General features: G+C 46.9%; 20 protein-coding genes. All 20 read left to right on the forward strand.

The window, feature by feature from the left end:
* The first annotated feature begins 22 nt into the window (after positions 1-22).
* Positions 23-1,498 carry a flagellar biosynthesis GTPase FlhF gene (gene flhF / locus J4N39_RS03970; protein WP_252022175.1) on the forward strand — a complete coding sequence of 492 codons (1,476 nt, stop codon included), beginning with the start codon at positions 23-25 and terminating at the stop codon, positions 1,496-1,498.
* Between the two features lie 13 nt (positions 1,499-1,511).
* Complete coding sequence (locus J4N39_RS03975) at positions 1,512-2,399, forward strand: MinD/ParA family protein (RefSeq protein WP_252022178.1); 888 nt, start codon at positions 1,512-1,514, stop codon at positions 2,397-2,399.
* Positions 2,392-3,126, forward strand: coding sequence for an RNA polymerase sigma factor FliA (locus tag J4N39_RS03980; RefSeq protein ID WP_252022180.1), 735 nt, complete (start codon positions 2,392-2,394; stop codon positions 3,124-3,126). The genes J4N39_RS03975 and J4N39_RS03980 overlap by 8 nt, the downstream gene beginning before the upstream one ends.
* A gap of 44 nt (positions 3,127-3,170) precedes the next feature.
* The gene (cheY, locus tag J4N39_RS03985; protein WP_232767174.1) at positions 3,171-3,539 is read left to right on the forward strand and encodes a chemotaxis response regulator CheY; all 369 of its coding nucleotides are present in this window, start codon (positions 3,171-3,173) and stop codon (positions 3,537-3,539) included.
* Between the two features lie 55 nt (positions 3,540-3,594).
* Positions 3,595-4,314 (forward strand): protein phosphatase CheZ, encoded by a 720-nt coding sequence (locus tag J4N39_RS03990; protein ID WP_252022182.1) that lies wholly within the window; start codon positions 3,595-3,597, stop codon positions 4,312-4,314.
* Positions 4,315-4,323: 9 nt separating this feature from the next.
* Entirely contained in the window at positions 4,324-6,534 is a 2,211-nt protein-coding gene (locus J4N39_RS03995; RefSeq protein WP_252022184.1) for a chemotaxis protein CheA, read from the forward strand.
* A gap of 12 nt (positions 6,535-6,546) precedes the next feature.
* Positions 6,547-7,683 carry a protein-glutamate methylesterase/protein-glutamine glutaminase gene (locus J4N39_RS04000; protein WP_252022186.1) on the forward strand — a complete coding sequence of 379 codons (1,137 nt, stop codon included), beginning with the start codon at positions 6,547-6,549 and terminating at the stop codon, positions 7,681-7,683.
* Positions 7,684-7,692: 9 nt separating this feature from the next.
* Positions 7,693-8,469: a ParA family protein gene (locus tag J4N39_RS04005; RefSeq protein ID WP_252022188.1), complete on the forward strand. Its 777-nt coding sequence runs from the start codon at positions 7,693-7,695 to the stop codon at positions 8,467-8,469.
* Entirely contained in the window at positions 8,462-9,613 is a 1,152-nt protein-coding gene (locus J4N39_RS04010; RefSeq protein WP_252022191.1) for a chemotaxis protein CheW, read from the forward strand. The genes J4N39_RS04005 and J4N39_RS04010 overlap by 8 nt, the downstream gene beginning before the upstream one ends.
* Positions 9,614-9,676: 63 nt before the next feature.
* A complete protein-coding gene (locus J4N39_RS04015; protein ID WP_252022194.1) occupies positions 9,677-10,171 on the forward strand; it encodes a chemotaxis protein CheW in 495 nt (164 codons plus the stop codon).
* On the forward strand, positions 10,171-10,683 hold the full coding sequence (locus J4N39_RS04020) for a DUF2802 domain-containing protein (protein WP_286036831.1): 513 nt from the start codon (positions 10,171-10,173) through the stop codon (positions 10,681-10,683). The genes J4N39_RS04015 and J4N39_RS04020 overlap by 1 nt, the downstream gene beginning before the upstream one ends.
* 216 nt (positions 10,684-10,899) lie before the next feature.
* Positions 10,900-11,517, forward strand: a complete 618-nt coding sequence (gene ccmA / locus J4N39_RS04025; RefSeq protein ID WP_252022198.1) for a cytochrome c biogenesis heme-transporting ATPase CcmA — start codon at positions 10,900-10,902, stop codon at positions 11,515-11,517.
* Positions 11,518-12,186: a heme exporter protein CcmB gene (ccmB, locus tag J4N39_RS04030; protein ID WP_252022200.1), complete on the forward strand. Its 669-nt coding sequence runs from the start codon at positions 11,518-11,520 to the stop codon at positions 12,184-12,186.
* A 77-nt stretch (positions 12,187-12,263) separates the two neighbouring features.
* The gene (locus J4N39_RS04035) at positions 12,264-13,010 is read left to right on the forward strand and encodes a heme ABC transporter permease (protein ID WP_252022202.1); all 747 of its coding nucleotides are present in this window, start codon (positions 12,264-12,266) and stop codon (positions 13,008-13,010) included.
* 3 nt (positions 13,011-13,013) lie between these two features.
* On the forward strand, positions 13,014-13,220 hold the full coding sequence (ccmD, locus tag J4N39_RS04040) for a heme exporter protein CcmD (protein WP_252022204.1): 207 nt from the start codon (positions 13,014-13,016) through the stop codon (positions 13,218-13,220).
* Positions 13,217-13,702, forward strand: coding sequence for a cytochrome c maturation protein CcmE (gene ccmE / locus J4N39_RS04045; RefSeq protein WP_252022206.1), 486 nt, complete (start codon positions 13,217-13,219; stop codon positions 13,700-13,702). Before ccmD ends, ccmE begins: the two co-directional genes overlap by 4 nt.
* Positions 13,699-15,678, forward strand: a complete 1,980-nt coding sequence (locus J4N39_RS04050) for a heme lyase CcmF/NrfE family subunit (RefSeq protein WP_252022208.1) — start codon at positions 13,699-13,701, stop codon at positions 15,676-15,678. Before ccmE ends, J4N39_RS04050 begins: the two co-directional genes overlap by 4 nt.
* Positions 15,668-16,219, forward strand: coding sequence for a DsbE family thiol:disulfide interchange protein (locus tag J4N39_RS04055; protein WP_252022210.1), 552 nt, complete (start codon positions 15,668-15,670; stop codon positions 16,217-16,219). Before J4N39_RS04050 ends, J4N39_RS04055 begins: the two co-directional genes overlap by 11 nt.
* Entirely contained in the window at positions 16,216-16,704 is a 489-nt protein-coding gene (locus tag J4N39_RS04060; RefSeq protein ID WP_252022212.1) for a cytochrome c-type biogenesis protein, read from the forward strand. Before J4N39_RS04055 ends, J4N39_RS04060 begins: the two co-directional genes overlap by 4 nt.
* A complete protein-coding gene (gene ccmI / locus J4N39_RS04065; RefSeq protein ID WP_252022214.1) occupies positions 16,704-17,921 on the forward strand; it encodes a c-type cytochrome biogenesis protein CcmI in 1,218 nt (405 codons plus the stop codon). The genes J4N39_RS04060 and ccmI overlap by 1 nt, the downstream gene beginning before the upstream one ends.
* The last annotated feature ends 47 nt before the right edge of the window (positions 17,922-17,968 follow it).

The raw sequence follows: 17,968 nt of genomic DNA on the forward strand, positions 1-17,968 counted from the left end.
CCGTTAACATTGGACTACGAATTTGAAAATAAAACGTTTTTTTGCGAAGGATATGAGAACGGCGTTGATGCAAGTGAAAGAAGAGCTTGGGTCAGACGCAGTGATCATGTCAAACAAGCGAGTGGCAGGCGGGGTTGAAATTGTCGCAGCGGTTGACGGTGAATCTGCAGCAGCAGGTAAAAGTCCAGCCCCGGCGAACCGATATTCTTCAGCGCCTAGAAAGCCTGCACCTGATCAAACAGGTCGACGTGAGCTGCAAGACGATAAGGTCAGCATTGGCGGCTCTGGTGGCTCAATGACCAAGCGCTTTGCCAGTATGCTCAAGCAATACAGCAACGGTGCTGATAACAATGACTCTAGCGAAGCAGACTCGCTAGAATCATTGCTAAAACGCCAAGCAGGTGATCGCAACGAAACGGGTTATGCGACCCGTCAACCATCGAATCGCTCTGGTGGTTCTCTCGCTGAAGAGTCAGGCTTGGCTAGACTTTTATCTCAGGATGCTCAACCTGCAAGGCAAAAGCCCCGCTTAGACCCATCTCGATTTGATCGTAACGAGCCAGCGGGTGGACAAAGCAATGAAGAGCTAGAGCAGGTACGCGAAGAGATGACTTCTATTCGTCGCTTGCTTGAGCATCAAGTGTCTGGCCTTATGTGGCAAGAAGTTGAAAGACGAGAGCCGTTACGCGCTATGTTAATTAAGCGCCTTGAACGCATGGGGGTATCACAGACCCTCGCCGATCAAATGGCGTGTTATATCCCTGAAGACACTCCACCAGTTCATGCTTGGAAAGCCCTATTAGGCTTGCTTTCCGATCAAATTGTTACCCCTAAAGATGATGTACTACGCAAAGGCGGTGTGGTTGCGCTGCTTGGGCCGACAGGCGTGGGCAAAACGACCACGGTTGCAAAGCTTGCAGCACGTGCTGCGATGGAGTTTGGCGCAGACAATGTCGCACTAGTGACAACCGACTCTTATCGTATCGGTGCGCATGAACAATTAGCGATATACGGCAGAATTATGGGTTGCCCAGTAAGAATTGCTAAAGATTCTGAGCAACTGGCCGACGTGATATATCAGCTTAGAAATCGAAGACTTATATTGATTGATACTGCAGGCATGGGTCAAAGAGATGTTCGATTATCCGAACAACTTGATACCTTGATGCAAGAAAGTGGTGAAGTGATCAGCAGCTACTTGGTGATGCCAACGACGGCTCAGCGTAAGGTGCTACAAGAGACGATTGATCATTTTAAACGAATACCATTGAGCGGCTGTATTTTAACCAAGCTAGATGAATCACTGAGCTTAGGTGAAGTGATCAGTGTTGTGGTGGAAAATGCACTGCCGGTTGCCTATATCGCCAATGGACAACGTGTTCCAGAAGATATAGTTATCGCACAGCCAAAATACATGCTCGCAAAAGCAAATGAGTTGCTTGAAAAGTCAGTAGAGAATGAACCTCACTACTGGAACAGCGACAACCAGGAACTCTAGGCGGCGGACGAAGATGAATAAAGATATGTTATATGATCAAGCAAGCGGCCTCCGTCGCTTAACTCAGCCAACGCTGACCAAGGTAATTGCGGTCTCTGGTGGTAAAGGTGGTGTGGGTAAGACTAACGTCACGCTTGGCCTTGCAATTAGCATGGCGCGCCAAGGGAAAAAGGTCGTAGTTCTCGATGCTGACCTTGGCCTAGCTAACGTTGACGTCATGTTGGGTATTCGACCAAAACGTAACCTCTGGCATGTTCTTGCTGGGGAGTGCAGCCTTGAAGAAGCGATGGTAGAAGGGCCTCACGGCATTAAAATTATCCCCGCGACATCGGGTACTAAATCAATGACCGAGCTGACTCCTGCACAACATGCGGGTCTAATTCGAGCATTTGGTAGTGTCGAAGAAGAAATGGACGTGCTGTTAATCGATACAGCTGCGGGAATTTCTGATATGGTAGTCAGCTTTGCGCGAGCAGCTCAAGATGTTTTAGTCGTTGTTTGTGATGAACCTACGTCAATTACCGATGCATATGCTTTAATTAAACTATTGAGTCGTGAGCATCAGGTACAACGCTTTAAAATTGTTGCCAATATGGTGCGTAGCTACCGTGAAGGGCGAGAATTGTTCGCAAAGTTGACCTTAGTCACAGAGCGATTTTTAAATGTGAGCCTCGAGCTCGTCGCATGTATTCCTCTTGATGATAAAGTTAGGCAAGCGGTTAAAAAACAAAAAATTGTTGTGGATGCTTTTCCTCGCTCGCCAGCTGCATTAGCATTGAGCTCGCTAGCAAATAAAGCAATTACTTGGCCAATTCCTAAAACACCAAGTGGACATTTAGAGTTTTTTGTTGAACGCTTACTAAATAACGTAGAAGTAGCAGGAGAGCCTTTTGGTGAATAAGGCGCTGACATACGATCAATTTGGCAATCCGGGGAACCAAAGAGCCTTTATCGAAAGATATTCGGACTTGGTGAAACGTATTGCTCATCACTTGATTGGCCGTCTACCACCTAGCGTATTGGTCGAAGACCTTATCCAAGCGGGTATGATAGGGCTGATTGAGGCCCAACAGAATTACGATGGTTCTAAGGGTGCGAGCTTTGAAACTTATGCTGGCATCCGCATTCGTGGAGCTATGCTCGATGAAATGCGTCGCGGGGACTGGGTGCCTCGCTCCGTTCATAAAGTCAACCGTACCATCAGTAGTGCAATAAATGAGCTAGAAGCTAAACTGAACCGTGATCCTACGGACGCAGAAGTTGCGGCACATCTCGATATGAGTATCGAGCAGTACCATAGTGCGCTTAATGACATAAACTGCTCTCGACTGATTGGTATTCAAGATTTGGGAGTTTCTGAAGATGCTATTTCACCATTAGAAGCATCGGATGATCACTCGCCATTTAAGGGAGTAGCCGACGGTTCGTTCCGCCAAGCCTTGGTGGAGTCGATCAAAACGTTACCGGAAAGGGAAGCCCTAGTTCTCTCTCTTTACTACGACGAAGAACTGAATTTAAAAGAAATAGGGGCTGTGCTTGACGTCAGCGAATCTCGCGTAAGTCAAATACATAGCCAAGCAATGCAGCGTCTGCGTGCTAAGCTTAGAGCGTGGACAGATAATGAGTAATAACACTGACTTTGACCTCAGTGGAGGCGATTTTGAATAAAAATATGAAGATCCTCATTGTTGATGACTTTTCAACAATGCGTCGTATCGTTAAAAACCTACTTCGTGACCTAGGCTTTAACAACACCCAAGAAGCGGATGATGGTTTAACTGCACTACCAATGCTGAAAAAAGGTGAGTTCGATTTTGTAGTTACGGATTGGAACATGCCTGGAATGCAGGGTATTGACCTTCTAAAAAATATTCGCGCTGATGAAGAGCTAAAGCACCTTCCTGTATTGATGATCACTGCAGAAGCGAAACGTGAGCAAATTATTGAAGCGGCTCAAGCGGGTGTAAACGGCTACATTGTTAAGCCTTTTACCGCTGCAACGTTGAAAGAGAAGCTAGATAAGATTTTTGAGCGTTTATAGGCGAAAAGATCTTAAATCTCTGTCAATTAACATCGGTGTATAGGGCATTTAGATAATGATTTCATTAGAGCAAGCGAAAGAACTTGTTGAGCTATTAGAGCAAGGGCGTCAGGAAGAAGCTGACCAACTTGTTCAGATGGCGGCTAGGACTGTAGAGAATCCGGTTATTCAGGAAATTGGTCAATTGACCCGCGAATTGCATGACTCTCTAGAACAGTTCCGAAACGACCAGCGTCTTGGTCAGATCGCTACTGATGAGATTCCGGATGCGCGTGATCGTCTTGAATACGTGATTGAAAAAACCGAACTCGCAGCGAACAAGACGATGGATGCCGTTGAGCGTTCATTGCCTATGGCTGATAACCTTCATGAACATCTGATGCAAGTGCGTCCTCAGTGGAACCGCTTGATGAAGGGGCGTATTGAGCTTGCGGAGTTTAAAGAGCTTTGCCACAACATTGACGGTCTGATGACTCAAGTTGAAGGTGATAGTTCTGAATTGCGTAGTCAATTGACAGAGATTCTTATGGCGCAGGATTTTCAGGACCTGACTGGTCAGATTATCCGCCGAGTGATCCAATTGGTTCATGAGGTTGAAGGCAGACTCGTCGACATTTTGTCTGCTATTGGTGCTGAAAAACAAGAAGAGCAAAAGGAAGCGTCGGGAGCTAAGAATACGGAGCCAGAAGGCCCGATTATTAACCCGCATGAAAGGGAAGATACAGTAGCTTCTCAAGATGATGTTGATGACCTACTGTCGAGTCTGGGCTTCTAGGGGTACGATATGAGTTATGAATTAGACGAAGATATTCTTCAGGACTTTTTAATTGAAGCAGGTGAGATCCTCGAGTTGCTTTCTGAGCAGCTTATCGAGCTGGAGAACAACCCAGATGATCGTGACCTGCTGAATGCTATTTTCCGTGGCTTCCACACAGTGAAGGGTGGCGCTGGCTTTTTGTCATTGACAGAGCTAGTAGACACCTGTCACGGTGCTGAAAATGTTTTCGATATTCTACGTAATGGCCAGCGTGAGGTTTCCGCTGATCTGATGGATACAATCCTTCAAGCGTTGGATACCATTAACCACCAGTTTGCCGCAGTACAAGAGCGAGAAGCGCTTCAAGCCGCTGACCCAGCTCTGATAGAAGAGCTTCACCGTTTGAGTAAGCCCGCTTCTGCTGACGAAGTTGCGGCGGCCCCAGAGCCTGTGGCTGAGCCTGAGCCAGTGGTCGAGCCAGAACCTGTGGTTGAAGCTGCACCAGTCGTTGAAAACTCATCTATCGATGAAATCACCCAAGACGAATTTGAAAAGCTGCTAGATGAGCTGCACGGTGCAGGAAATGCACCAAAAGCGGCCGCGCCTCAAGCACCATCTGCGCCTTCAGCGCCAGCGGCACCAGTGGCGGCTGCAGGTGATGACATCACCGATGATGAATTTGAAAAGCTGCTTGATGAATTGCACGGCTCAGGCAAAGCGCCAGGTGCTCAAGCAGCAGCACCAACACCCCCACCTGCGCCAAAAGCTCCACAGCCAGCAGCAGGAGCTGACAGCGATTTAATGACAGACGATGAGTTTGAAAAGCTGTTAGATGAGTTACATGGTTCAGGCAAGGGTCCAAGCGTCGAAGAGCTAGAAATGGCGACGCGACCTGCGGAATCAAAACCTGAGCCTAAAGCTGAACCAGCGCCGACACCAAAACCAGCGCCAGCACCGAAAGCGGCAGAGCCAAAGCCTGCGCCTAAGCCGGCAGCTAAACCGCCAGCACCAGCTGCGGGTGGTGCACAACCACCGGCAGCAAAAGAGAAAAAACCTCAAGCGGAGGCAACGGTTCGAGTCGATACATCAACTCTTGACGACATCATGAACATGGTGGGTGAGTTGGTACTGGTGCGTAACCGTTTAGTGAGCCTTGGCTTAAATAGCAACGACGAAGAGATGTCTAAAGCCGTCGCTAACCTAGACGTTGTGACCGCTGACTTGCAGGGCGCTGTGATGAAAACGCGCATGCAGCCAATCAAGAAAGTGTTTGGTCGCTTCCCTCGTGTTGTTCGTGATTTGGCACGTAGCCTGAAAAAAGACATCGTGTTGGAAATGCGTGGTGAAGAAACGGATCTCGATAAGAACCTGGTAGAAGCACTAGCCGATCCATTGATTCACTTGGTTCGAAACTCAGTCGACCACGGCATTGAAATGCCAGACATTCGAACCGCAGCAGGCAAAGCCCGCACAGGTAAAGTGATATTGTCGGCGTCTCAAGAAGGTGACCACATCCAATTGAGTATCGTTGATGATGGTGGCGGTATGGACGCAGACAAGCTGCGTGGTATTGCCGTTGAGCGTGGTTTGATGGACTCAGATGCCGCAGCTCGCCTAACACCTAAAGAGTGTTACAACCTAATCTTTGCACCGGGCTTCTCTACTAAGAAAGAGATTTCAGATATCTCAGGCCGTGGTGTAGGTATGGACGTGGTGAAGACGGCGATTAATACCCTAAATGGCTCAATCGATATCGACTCAGAGTTAGGCAAAGGCACTAAGATCACCATCAAGGTACCACTAACACTGGCGATTCTACCTACATTGATGGTTGGCGTTTCAGGACAACCGTTTGCACTGCCGCTGGCGAGTGTGAATGAGATTTTCCACCTTGACCTAAGCAAAACAAATACCGTTGATGGACAGCTAACCATCATCGTTCGCGAGAAATCTATCCCATTGTTCTACTTGCAAAAGTGGCTTGTGCCGAACAAAGCTTACGATGCAGGTGAGAAGAAACTGGGTCATGTCGTGATCGTTCAACTTGGCAGTCAACGAGTGGGTTTTGTGGTAGACACTTTGATTGGTCAAGAAGAGGTAGTAATTAAGCCTCTTGATGAACTGCTACAAGGTACGCCGGGTATGGCGGGTGCAACCATTACTAGTGATGGTCATATCGCACTTATCCTTGATGTTCCAAACCTACTAAAGAAATATGCGATTCGTTCGCACATCTAATAAAGGAAATATATGGCGGTTAGAGTACTAGTTGTTGATGATTCGAGTTTTTTCCGTCGTCGCGTAAGCGAGATCATCAACTCGGACCCGCGCCTAGAAGTAGTGGATATGGCGGTCAATGGTAAAGAGGCCGTCGAAAAAGCCATCAAAATTAAGCCTGATGTCATCACAATGGACATCGAGATGCCAGTAATGGATGGCATCACGGCTGTGCGTGAAATAATGAAAGCACAGCCAACACCGATTTTGATGTTTTCTTCTCTAACGCATGATGGCGCTAAAGCGACATTAGATGCGTTAGATGCTGGTGCTTTAGATTTCTTACCGAAGAAGTTTGAAGATATTGCACGTAATCGTGACGAGGCGGTTTCACTACTGCAAAAACGAGTCACAGAAATTGCCCGTAAGCGAGCGTTCATGCGCCGACCTGCGGTCTCTTCGCCTGCGCCCGCAAGTAAACCAGCGTCGGCAGCACCAGCAAACCGATTACAGCGCACAACAGCAGCCGCCCCTACACGTCCTACGGCGACGCCAGCGACTCGTCCAGCAGGAAAGTTTAAGGCCAGCGGTAAGAAGTACCAGTTGACGGCAATTGGTACCTCAACAGGTGGTCCAGTGGCACTGCAAAAAATTCTGACTAAGTTGCCAGCAAACTACCCTCACCCAATTGTGTTGGTTCAGCATATGCCTGCAACGTTCACCGCGGCATTTGCGTCACGCTTGAACTCACTGTGTAAAATTCAAGTGAAAGAAGCAGAAGATGGTGATGTGTTGCGCCCAGGTCATGCTTACCTTGCTCCTGGAGGCAAACAAATGATGCTTGATGGTCGCCCGGGTGCGACGAAATTACGCATTATTGATGGTGGCGACCGCATGAACTACAAACCTTGTGTGGATGTGACGTTTGGCTCTGCAGCGAAGATATATCAAGACAAAGTTTTATCGATGATCTTAACCGGTATGGGAGCAGATGGTCGAGAAGGGTGCCGCATGCTGAAAACAGCTGGGGCAACTATTTGGGCACAAGATGAAGAGAGCTGCGTTGTTTACGGCATGCCTCAAGCAGTAGCCAAAGCGGGTATCTCTAGTGAAGATTTACCACTTGAACGCATCGCTGAGCGGATGCTGGTTGAAGTTGGTCTAGGCTAAGGAGCGGTTGTGATAGTTTGGAGTGTCGCTAACCAAAAAGGTGGGGTGGGCAAAACCACAACAACGGTGACCTTGGCAGGATTGTTGAGCCAAAAAGGTCATAAGGTGTTGTTGGTGGATACAGATCCACACGCCTCGTTAACGACTTATCTTGGTTATGACTCAGACGAAGTGCCGTCCAGTCTTTTTGACTTATTTCAGTTACCGCAGATTGATAGAGCTGGCGTGGAATCCTTGATTCTGGGTACTGATATCGAAGGTATTGATATCATTTCCGCACACATGTCACTAGCGACCCTTGACCGTGTCATGGGTAATCGCAGTGGTATGGGACTTATTCTAAATAAGGCTTTGCAGTCGGTATCTGATACTTACGATTATGTTTTGATCGACTGTCCACCTATCCTAGGTGTGATGATGGTGAACGCATTGGCTGCCAGTGATCGTATTTTGATCCCAGTGCAAACCGAGTTCTTGGCGATGAAAGGTCTGGAGCGCATGATCCGCACGTTAGCGATTATGCAAAAGTCTCGTCCATCAGCCTTTAAAACCACCATAGTGCCGACCATGTATGACAAGCGTACTAATGCATCACTACAGACGCTGACTCAGCTTAAGAAAGGCTATCCAAATCAGGTGTGGCCATCGGCAGTGCCAATTGATACTAAGTTCCGTGATGCTAGCTTAAAGCACCTACCAGCATCTCATTTTGCATCAGGTAGCCGCGGTGTGTTTGCCTATAAGCAGCTCTTGCTTTACCTCGAGAGGTTAGCATTTGATGATTAAAGACGCCGTACTTTCAAGTGAACAAGCATTAGACGAGTATTTTACTGCGCTGTTAGGGGAAGAATCACTGCTAGATTCTGCAGAAGCGGAGCCTGAAGCAGCGCTTGAATCCGTTGATTCCTTCCCAGAGGTTGAAAGTGTTGTTGAGCCTACTGAGGTCGCAATCTCGGCAGAAGATCTGATCCCGGATGTTTCTCATGCTGGTCCTCTAGAGCAAAATGATTTAGAGCCAGCGCTCGCACCGCAGCCATCGATGCCAGAACCTTCGGTTCCTGATACGGCCTACAGTGAGTTTGAAGTACCGGATCTAGAAGATGTTCAGCGTCTTCTTAGCCAGCTAGAAACCAGCAGTTTTGCTGATGCTCCAGAAATTGATGAATTGATCGAGCAAAATACTTTGGATATCGCAACGGCGGTGGAAGTTGAGCCTAAAGTCGAGCTGGTAGAGCCTAAAGTTGAAGAAGCGATTGAAGAGCCAGTCGTAGTCGTCGAAGAAGAACTGCAAGAGTGGGACGTGAGCGCATTGGCTCAACCTGAGCCAGAAGTGGATGTTCCGGTTGAGGAAATTATCCCTGAGCCTGTTCAAGATGTATCGATAGATAGCGAATCTGTGGTTGAACAGCAGGTGGAAACTGAGCTTGAGACGCAAGCGGGCGAAAATAATACGCAGGAATGGCACAATGTCGCTAGAAATGAAGCGTTTCAGGTGCTTTACTTTGATGTAAACAGTGTCACTTTTGCTGTGCCGTTGGATGAGTTAGGCGGTATTCACCGTAAAGCTGATGAAATTAACCATTTGATTGGCAGACCTGACTGGTACCTAGGTCTTCAAACCAATAAATCTGACCAATTGGATGTTGTCGATACGGCTCGTTGGGTCATGGCTGAGAAGCTCAAAGATAACGAGCATCGCAAAAATTACCAATATATTGTCATGCTAGGTGACAGTATGTGGGGGCTTGCTTCTAACCAGTTGATGGGAACGGAGTGGCTCAACCCAGAAAAAGTGCGCTGGCGTGAGAGTGCAGGTAAGCGACCATGGCTTGCCGGGATGGTGAAAGAGAAAATGTGTGCTCTTATTCATGTCGATGCAATGGTTAACATGCTTAACGCAGGTTTAGACGTTAAAGCGCTGGATTCTTAACAAGAGACTAAGTCTCAAACTAGATTGATAAGTTGTCGTCTACGACAAATATGAGGATAAAACATGTCTCAAACGAACGAACTAGAAGTTAGAAAAGAACAAGTGAATGATGAAGTACTTCAGTGGGTGACATTCCAGTTAGAGGATGAAACTTACGGCATCAACGTGATGCAAGTTCGTGAAGTGCTTCGTTATACTGAGATTGCACCTGTACCAGGGGCTCCAGACTATGTTCTAGGTATTATTAACCTTCGTGGTAACGTCGTAACCGTTATCGATACCCGTTCTCGTTTTGGTCTAATGGAAGGTGAGATCACCGATAATACCCGTATTATCGTTATCGAATCAGAGCACCAAGTGATCGGTATCCTAGTGGATAGCGTTGCAGAAGTGGTTTACTTACGTTCTTCTGAAATCGACACAACACCAAGTGTTGGTACTGACGAAAGTGCTAAGTTCATTCAAGGTGTTAGCAACCGTGATGGTAAGCTACTTATCTTGGTTGACCTTAACAAGCTTCTATCTGATGAAGAATGGGAAGAAATGGCTCACCTATAATGTTTGAGCAGTTGTACCCATACCTGCCTTTTATCATTGGGGCAGGTGTTCTTGTTTTTGCGCTAGTGCTGATGGTGCTCGTGAAAGTGCGTAGCCACTCTAACAAGCGCTTGGATGCTTTTCGTCAGCAAACTCGTGCTTTAGAAAAAGAGTTAGCAAAAACCAACAAGCAGTTATTGGAAGTGCGTTCTGTGATGGTTGGCCTCGGTCAAAAAGTTTCAGAGCAGCAAGACGTGATTGGGCACTTAAACGATCGAGTTACTGAGCTTGAACATGTCGATTCTGATGGTCGCCTCTATAGTCGTGCCAGTAAAATGGTTCAGCTTGGTGCAGGCATCAATGAACTGATTGAAGAGTGTGAACTTCCAAAAGCGGAAGCCGAGTTGATGATGTCGCTGCAGAGCAAAATTGCAGGTAAAGAAAAAGTGCCTTCTTTGCACAGTCATCCTGAAAGGCAGTCAAGTGTCTCTAAGTCACAGCCTTTGAAAGGCAAACGGCGACCAATGCGTTAACGATGAAAGATAAGAGACCTAAATCAGGTCTCTTTTTTTATGTCTGAATGTGTCTCGTTGTTACCGCTTCTAAATGGCTATAGCACGGTTTTTTCGAAATGTGATAAGAGGTTAACAGAATTGGAGTTGAATTCGCTTTTCCTTAAGCTTCAGTTCTATTTTGCGTGCGATTCAATATGTTAAGATAAGCCTCTTGTTGAGGGTGACGATAATAAGATGCTGGATATATCTAACTTAACTGCTATTCGTGATGAGCGGGTGCTATTCGAAGAGCTTTCGTTCAGGGTTCAACCCGGTGAGCTGATCCAAATAGAAGGTCGAAATGGTACGGGTAAGACAACCTTACTGCGTATTATCGCAGGGTTAGGTGATCACGAAGGTGGTGAGATTGAATGGAAAGGTGAAAGCATTTTTTCTAGCCGAGACAACTACCATCAAGATTTACTTTTCTTGGGTCATCAGACAGGTGTGAAACGAGAGCTAAGCGGCTTCGAAAACCTGATGTTCTACCAGCAAATCCACCAACAAAAGAATGATCCACAGGCCATCTTGGATGCATTAACCCAAGTGGGCCTTGCTGGGCGTGAAGAAGTACCTGTTGCTCAATTGTCTGCAGGGCAGCAAAGACGCGTTGCGCTGGCCAGACTTTGGCTGAGCAATCACCCGTTGTGGATATTGGATGAGCCGCTTACGGCTATTGATAAGCAAGGGGTCAAAGTGCTCGAACAGCTGTTCTTAAATCACGCTCAGAATGGTGGCATGGTGATGCTGACGACACACCAAGATATGTTCGCTGATAATCCATTATTGCGCAAAATTCGTTTGGGGGACTAGATGATTTCAGGAATGATCACCATAGTTCGCCGAGAGCTACTCATCGCATTTCGACGCCAAGCCGATATTTTGAATCCATTGTGGTTCTTCATCATTGTTGTCACTTTATTTCCTCTGAGTATTGGTCCAGATCCCAACCTTTTGGCTCGTATTTCCGCCGGTATCGTTTGGGTGGCGGCTTTGCTTTCAGCATTGCTATCTCTTGAGCGTCTGTTCCGTGATGACTTCCAAGACGGCTCGCTTGAGCAAATGATGCTGATGCCTCTTCCATTGCAAGTGTCCGTGATAGCTAAAGTGATCGCCCACTGGCTTTTGACAGGCTTGCCACTGATCCTGATCAGTCCGCTGCTCGCAGTGCTGCTGTCACTGAATTTTGACACTTGGTTGGCTGTGGTTACCACCCTGTTGTTAGGGACACCAACCTTAAGTTTTATCGGTGCTATTGGTGTGGCACTTACGGTTGGCCTGCAGAAAGGTGGTGTTTTACTGAGTTTGTTAATTTTACCGCTTTATATCCCAGTTTTGATCTTTGCTACTTCAGCGATTGATGCGGCAAGTATTGGGATGGCGTATAACGGACAATTAGCAATATTAGGTGCGATGCTTGCTGGCGCTGCAACACTGACGCCGTTTGCGATTAGTGCAGCATTACGAGTCAGCGTAAATTAATTATAAAAATAGAACCGAATATACCGAATTTGACTTTCCTGGAAGGAAAGCGTTTTGAGCAAGAGTGAGAATTGACGATGTGGAAATGGCTCCATCCATATGCAAAGCCCGAGAAAGCCTATCAACTAAGCTGCAAGCTATTACCTTGGTTTGCTGTGCTAGCGTTAGGCTGTTTAGTCACCGGAACCATTTGGGGGCTAGCTTTCGCCCCTTCAGATTACCAACAAGGTGACAGTTTTCGAATAATTTATATTCATGTGCCTTCAGCTATTTGGTCAATGGGGGTGTATATGTCTATGGCGATTGCTGCCTTTATTGGTCTGGTTTGGCAGTTACGTTTGTCAGACATGGCAGCTTCAGCGATGGCGCCCATTGGTGCCGTGTATACCTTTATTGCGTTGGTGACGGGCGCTATTTGGGGTAAACCTATGTGGGGTACGTGGTGGGTATGGGATGCACGCCTAACCTCAGAGCTTATCTTGCTATTCTTATACCTCGGTGTGATTGCGCTTTACCATGCTTTTGATGATCAAAAAACGGCGGCGAAAGCGGCTGGCATCTTAGCCATTGTTGGTGTCATCAACCTACCGATCATTCACTTCTCTGTGGAATGGTGGAACACCCTGCATCAAGGTGCCACTATCACTAAATTTGAAAAGCCTTCTATCGCCGCAGGTATGCTGTGGCCGTTATTGCTCAATATTTTTGGTTTCGCGTTCTTTTTTGCGACCGTAATGTTAATCCGTTTTAAAAACGAAATTATTGCTAAAGAGAGCCACCGCCCCTGGGTGCAAGCCCTGGCTACTCAAGGTAAGGAGAAATAATCGATGCAATTTGAATCCTTAGAACAGTTCCTAGCTATGGGCGGTTACTCTGGTTATGTGTGGAGTGCTTTCGGCATAACCTTTGGCTCAATGTTGCTTTTATTGTGGCTGAGCACTCAACGCAAAAAGGCACTGCTTAATGAAGTAAAAGCAAAAATCGACCGTCAGGCTCGTATTGATGCTGCGAAAAATATGGAGAACACCCTATGAACCCAAGACGTAAAAAAAGACTAGGGCTTATCCTTGCACTATTTTTTGGTCTAGCTACCACGGTAGGCCTGATTTTGTATGCATTGAATCAAAATATGGATCTTTTTTACACGCCAACCGAATTAGTTTATGGCAAGCCTGATGGTACTAAACCTGAGGTTGGCCAGAGATTACGTATCGGCGGTATGGTCGTTGACGGTTCTGTGAGCCGTGACCCTCAATCGCTAAAAGTAAGCTTCGATTTGGCAGACGTGGGTCCTAAGGTGACGATCGAATACGAAGGCATTTTGCCGGACTTGTTCCGTGAAGGGCAGGGCATTGTCGCTCAAGGGGTGCTAAAAGATGCTACCACGATCGAAGCATTTGAAGTGTTGGCCAAACACGATGAAGAGTACATGCCACCAGAGATTGCGGAAGCGATGGAGAAAGTTCATGAGCCACTTCAATATACTGAAGGGCAAAAAGAGGGTAGTGCGCAATGATCGCTGAAATAGGTCACTTTGCTCTCATCATCTCACTAGCATTTGCATTGCTTTTGAGTGTGGTGCCTTTGTACGGTGCGTCAAAAAACAATATTGCGATGATGAGCTTTGCTCGTCCTTTGTCTTGGGGCATGTTTGTCCTAATGGGCGTTTCGTTCGCTATTTTGCTATACGCCTTTTACGTCAATGATTTTACCATCACTTATGTGGCGACCAACTCAAATAGCCAGCTTCCTTGGTACTACCGATTAACCGCAGTGTGGGGGGCTCACGAAGGCTCTTTGTTATTGTGGGCACTTATCCAAGCAGGTTGGACAGTGGCAGTTGCCACCTTTAGTCGCGGCATGCCACAAGAATCTGTCGCTCGCGTTTTAGGTGTAATGGGATTGATCACAGTAGGTTTCCTACTGTTTATCATTCTAACCTCGAACCCGTTTCTTCGTACCTTACCTTACTTCCCAATTGACGGAAGAGATCTAAATCCATTGCTACAAGATCCTGGGCTTATTATTCACCCACCTATGCTGTACATGGGGTACGTAGGCTTTTCTGTTGCGTTCTCGTTTGCGATTGCTTCACTGATGACAGGTCGTTTGGATACGGCGTGGGCTCGTTGGTCACGTCCTTGGACAACCGCTGCTTGGTTGTTTCTGACCTTAGGTATCGCACTAGGTTCATGGTGGGCTTATTACGAACTTGGCTGGGGTGGCTGGTGGTTCTGGGATCCAGTAGAAAATGCTTCTTTCATGCCTTGGCTTGCAGGTACTGCACTGATGCACTCATTGGCGGTCACAGAAAAGCGCGGCACATTTAAGGCATGGACGGTTCTACTAGCTATCTCTGCGTTTTCACTGAGTTTGCTGGGTACTTTCTTGGTACGTTCGGGCATTCTAGTTTCTGTACATGCTTTTGCTTCAGACCCAACTCGCGGCATGTTCATTCTGGCATTCTTGGTGTTTGTCATTGGCGGCTCGCTACTACTGTTTGCCTTGAAAGGTGGCTCAGTGCGAGTACGTGGTAACTTTGAATTGATTTCTCGCGAAAACGTGCTGCTTGCCAATAACGTACTCTTAGTGGCGGCGTTAGTCGTGGTACTGATTGGTACGCTACTACCACTGGTTCACAAGCAGATCGGTTTGGGCTCGGTTTCTATCGGAGCGCCTTTCTTCAATATGTTGTTTACCTGGTTGATGGTGCCATTTGCATTCCTATTGGGTATCGGTCCTCTGATCCGTTGGAAACGAGATAATCTTACCCATATCAAGAAGCCTATGTTGGTTTCAGGCATTCTGGCATTGGTTGTTGGTGCTGCCCTTGTGTGGTTGCTGGCAGATAGTTTCATGGGCTTAGCTTTCCTCGGTTGGGTCATGGCGCTTTGGATCATCTTTATGCATGGTTTCGAGCTATACCAGCGTGCAACGCACCGTCATAGCTTTAAAGTTGGTGTGACCAAACTACCTAGAAGCCATTGGGCAATGATCTTCGGTCACCTTGGTCTAGCGATTTCGGTCATTGGTATCGCCATGGTGCAGAATTACTCCATCGAACGAGATGTGCGTTTGGCTCCGGGGGAGCACTTTAAGATGGAGTCTTATGACTTCTACTTCAAAGGCCTACGTGATAAAGATGGCCCTAACTATGATGGTTATATCGCTGACTTTGAGATCACCAAAGATGGCAAATACATCAATACACTTCATGCAGAAAAGCGTTTCTACCGTACTGCACGCTCAATGATGACTGAAGCTGCAATCGATCGTGGTGTGACGAGAGACCTTTATATTGCGATGGGTGAGCGACTTGGCGACGATGATAATGGCGCATGGGCGGTACGTATTTACTACAAACCATTTGTACGTTGGATTTGGTTAGGTGCCCTGATCATGTCACTGGGTGGTGCGATAGCGATTAGCGATAAGCGTTACCGTTTCAGAAACAAATCAAAGAAATCTCAAGGAGCTAGCAATGAATCGTAAGCTACTCTTTATCCCACTGGTTCTGTTTATCGGCTTGGTGGCTATCTTTGCCACTCAGCTGAATCGAAATGCAGAAGGTGATGACCCGACAAAACTAGAGTCGGTTCTGATTGGTAAGACAGTACCTCAATTCAAACTCGAAGATTTGGCTGAGCCTGGGCGTCTTTACGACCAGTCAATTTTTAAAGGTGAACCACTGCTGCTAAATGTATGGGCGACGTGGTGTCCTACCTGTTATGCCGAGCACCAATACCTCAATGAGCTCGCCGCTCAAGGGGTGAAAATTATCGGTTTGAATTATAAAGATGAGCGAAGTAAAGCGGTGCAATGGCTCAATGAATTAGGTAACCCTTACCTTATCAGCCTATTTGATGGCAACGGTATGCTGGGTCTGGACCTTGGTGTATATGGTGCACCAGAAACCTTTATCATTGATGCTAACGGTGTGATTCGATACCGCCATGTTGGGGATGTAAACCCGAATAACTGGCAGTCGACACTTGCCCCTATGTACCAGCAGTATGTGGAGGAAGCGAAATGATTCATTGGAAAAGCGTGCTGTTTTCAGTGGCACTCATGGTCTCTTTTGCTGCCAGCTCGGCAATTGATGTGCACGAGTTTGACTCTGTTGAACAGGAGCAACTGTTTAAAGAGCTTAGCTCCACATTGCGCTGTCCTAAGTGTCAAAACAACTCGATTGGCGATTCTAATGCGCCATTGGCACAAGATTTACGCCAAAAAGTTTACGAAATGCTTAAGCAGGGTAAATCTGAAGATCAGATTGTTGACTATATGATTGCTCGTTATGGCAACTTCGTGACTTACAATCCTCCAATCACCGCAGCTACCTCAATTTTATGGCTTGGCCCGATAGCTGTGGTATTGCTTGGATTTGGTTTTATCGTATTGAGAAGTCGCAAGAAGCCAACCGCCGCTCAGCAGCAGTGGGATGAAGATAAAGAAGCCCGCTTAAAAGCCCTGCTTGACGAAGAGCAAAGCAAGGGTGCTAAGGGAGATAAGAAATAATGACCATGTTTTGGCTAGCAACACTTGCATTAATATTGCTTTCAGCCGTATTTCTTTTCTGGCCTCTGATCCAGAAAAAAGAGTTCGACGACGAGGCACGTCGTGATGAGCTAAACAAAGCCTTCTATAAAGATCGCCTTGAGGAGCTAGAGGAAGAAACCAGTGAAGGCCTGGTGGATGATCAGCAGGAACTTATCGCCGATCTGAAGCAAACCTTGTTAGATGACATCCCGGCGCAGCAAGAGCACCGAGGATTAAGCGATGTACCTAAGTGGTTGATTGGCTTTTCTTTGATCACTTTAGTGATGGTCTCTTATGGTCTTTACGCAAAGTTCGGCAGTCTTGATAAGGTGCAGGACTGGCATGAAGTTAGTGCTAACTTACCGGCATTGACAAAAAAGCTGATGAGTCCGACTCAAGAAGCACTGACTGAAGATGAAATGCAAGATCTGACTTTGGCGTTGCGTACTCGTCTACATCATGAGCCAGATGACTCGACAGGATGGTTGTTGCTGGGCCGAATCGCATTAGCGAATCGCGATGCAACAACGGCGGTGGGTGCGATGAAAAAGGCCTACAAGATCGAGCCTCAAGATGCGGATATTCAACTTGGCTATGCACAAGCCTTGATGCTTTCTTCTGATGAGATCGATCAAGAGAATGCTCGTCGAATCCTTATGGGATTGTTGAAAACCAATCATATGGATCTAAGAGTATTTTCACTGTTAGCTTTTGATGCGTTTGAAAGACAAGAGTATGCCGCAGCCATTCGCTACTGGAGTGCGATGCAAAAACTCATCACACCAGAAGATAGCCGTTACGTGATGCTTGAGCGCAGTATTGAGAATGCACGTCAAAAACTATCACCTAAAGAGGCAGATGCAACTCGTTCTGTGTCGGTAACCATTAATTTAGGTGATCAAATAGACGTTGATCCAAACGCTGTATTGATTGTTTCCGTTCACCGAGCGGATGGTAGTCCAATGCCAGTAGCCGCTGCCCGCTACCCACTAGGTATCTTCCCTCGTACTGTGGTATTGGATGATGGCAACAGCATGATGCAAGGGGTCAACTTGACCTCCTTGAGTGAGCTGATGGTTCGCGCCCGCATTGATAGAGACGGCAACGTCGCCACCCGTGACGGCGATTGGTACGGCGAAAGTGATGTGGCTAAATTAGGTGAGCCTGTTGCACTTACCATTGATAAGCGTTATTAATACCAATGTAGCTCGCATTATTTAATATAATTATATAAAAACCAGCT

Origin of the sequence: Vibrio sp. SCSIO 43136 (genome assembly GCF_023716565.1) — a bacterium.
Lineage (GTDB): Bacteria > Pseudomonadota > Gammaproteobacteria > Enterobacterales > Vibrionaceae > Vibrio.

What these genes read in the sequence shown, in the direction of transcription:
- J4N39_RS03975 (WP_252022178.1), top strand. Translation starts at nt 1,512, where the DNA reads ATGAATAAAGATATGTTATATGATCAAGCAAGCGGCCTCCGTCGCTTA.
- cheY (WP_232767174.1), top strand. Translation starts at nt 3,171, where the DNA reads ATGAAGATCCTCATTGTTGATGACTTTTCAACAATGCGTCGTATCGTT.
- J4N39_RS03990 (WP_252022182.1), top strand. Translation starts at nt 3,595, where the DNA reads ATGATTTCATTAGAGCAAGCGAAAGAACTTGTTGAGCTATTAGAGCAA.
- J4N39_RS03995 (WP_252022184.1), top strand. Translation starts at nt 4,324, where the DNA reads ATGAGTTATGAATTAGACGAAGATATTCTTCAGGACTTTTTAATTGAA.
- J4N39_RS04000 (WP_252022186.1), top strand. Translation starts at nt 6,547, where the DNA reads ATGGCGGTTAGAGTACTAGTTGTTGATGATTCGAGTTTTTTCCGTCGT.
- J4N39_RS04010 (WP_252022191.1), top strand. Translation starts at nt 8,462, where the DNA reads ATGATTAAAGACGCCGTACTTTCAAGTGAACAAGCATTAGACGAGTAT.
- J4N39_RS04015 (WP_252022194.1), top strand. Translation starts at nt 9,677, where the DNA reads ATGTCTCAAACGAACGAACTAGAAGTTAGAAAAGAACAAGTGAATGAT.
- J4N39_RS04020 (WP_286036831.1), top strand. Translation starts at nt 10,171, where the DNA reads ATGTTTGAGCAGTTGTACCCATACCTGCCTTTTATCATTGGGGCAGGT.
- ccmA (WP_252022198.1), top strand. Translation starts at nt 10,900, where the DNA reads ATGCTGGATATATCTAACTTAACTGCTATTCGTGATGAGCGGGTGCTA.
- ccmB (WP_252022200.1), top strand. Translation starts at nt 11,518, where the DNA reads ATGATTTCAGGAATGATCACCATAGTTCGCCGAGAGCTACTCATCGCA.
- J4N39_RS04035 (WP_252022202.1), top strand. Translation starts at nt 12,264, where the DNA reads ATGTGGAAATGGCTCCATCCATATGCAAAGCCCGAGAAAGCCTATCAA.
- ccmD (WP_252022204.1), top strand. Translation starts at nt 13,014, where the DNA reads ATGCAATTTGAATCCTTAGAACAGTTCCTAGCTATGGGCGGTTACTCT.
- ccmE (WP_252022206.1), top strand. Translation starts at nt 13,217, where the DNA reads ATGAACCCAAGACGTAAAAAAAGACTAGGGCTTATCCTTGCACTATTT.
- J4N39_RS04050 (WP_252022208.1), top strand. Translation starts at nt 13,699, where the DNA reads ATGATCGCTGAAATAGGTCACTTTGCTCTCATCATCTCACTAGCATTT.
- J4N39_RS04055 (WP_252022210.1), top strand. Translation starts at nt 15,668, where the DNA reads ATGAATCGTAAGCTACTCTTTATCCCACTGGTTCTGTTTATCGGCTTG.
- J4N39_RS04060 (WP_252022212.1), top strand. Translation starts at nt 16,216, where the DNA reads ATGATTCATTGGAAAAGCGTGCTGTTTTCAGTGGCACTCATGGTCTCT.
- ccmI (WP_252022214.1), top strand. Translation starts at nt 16,704, where the DNA reads ATGACCATGTTTTGGCTAGCAACACTTGCATTAATATTGCTTTCAGCC.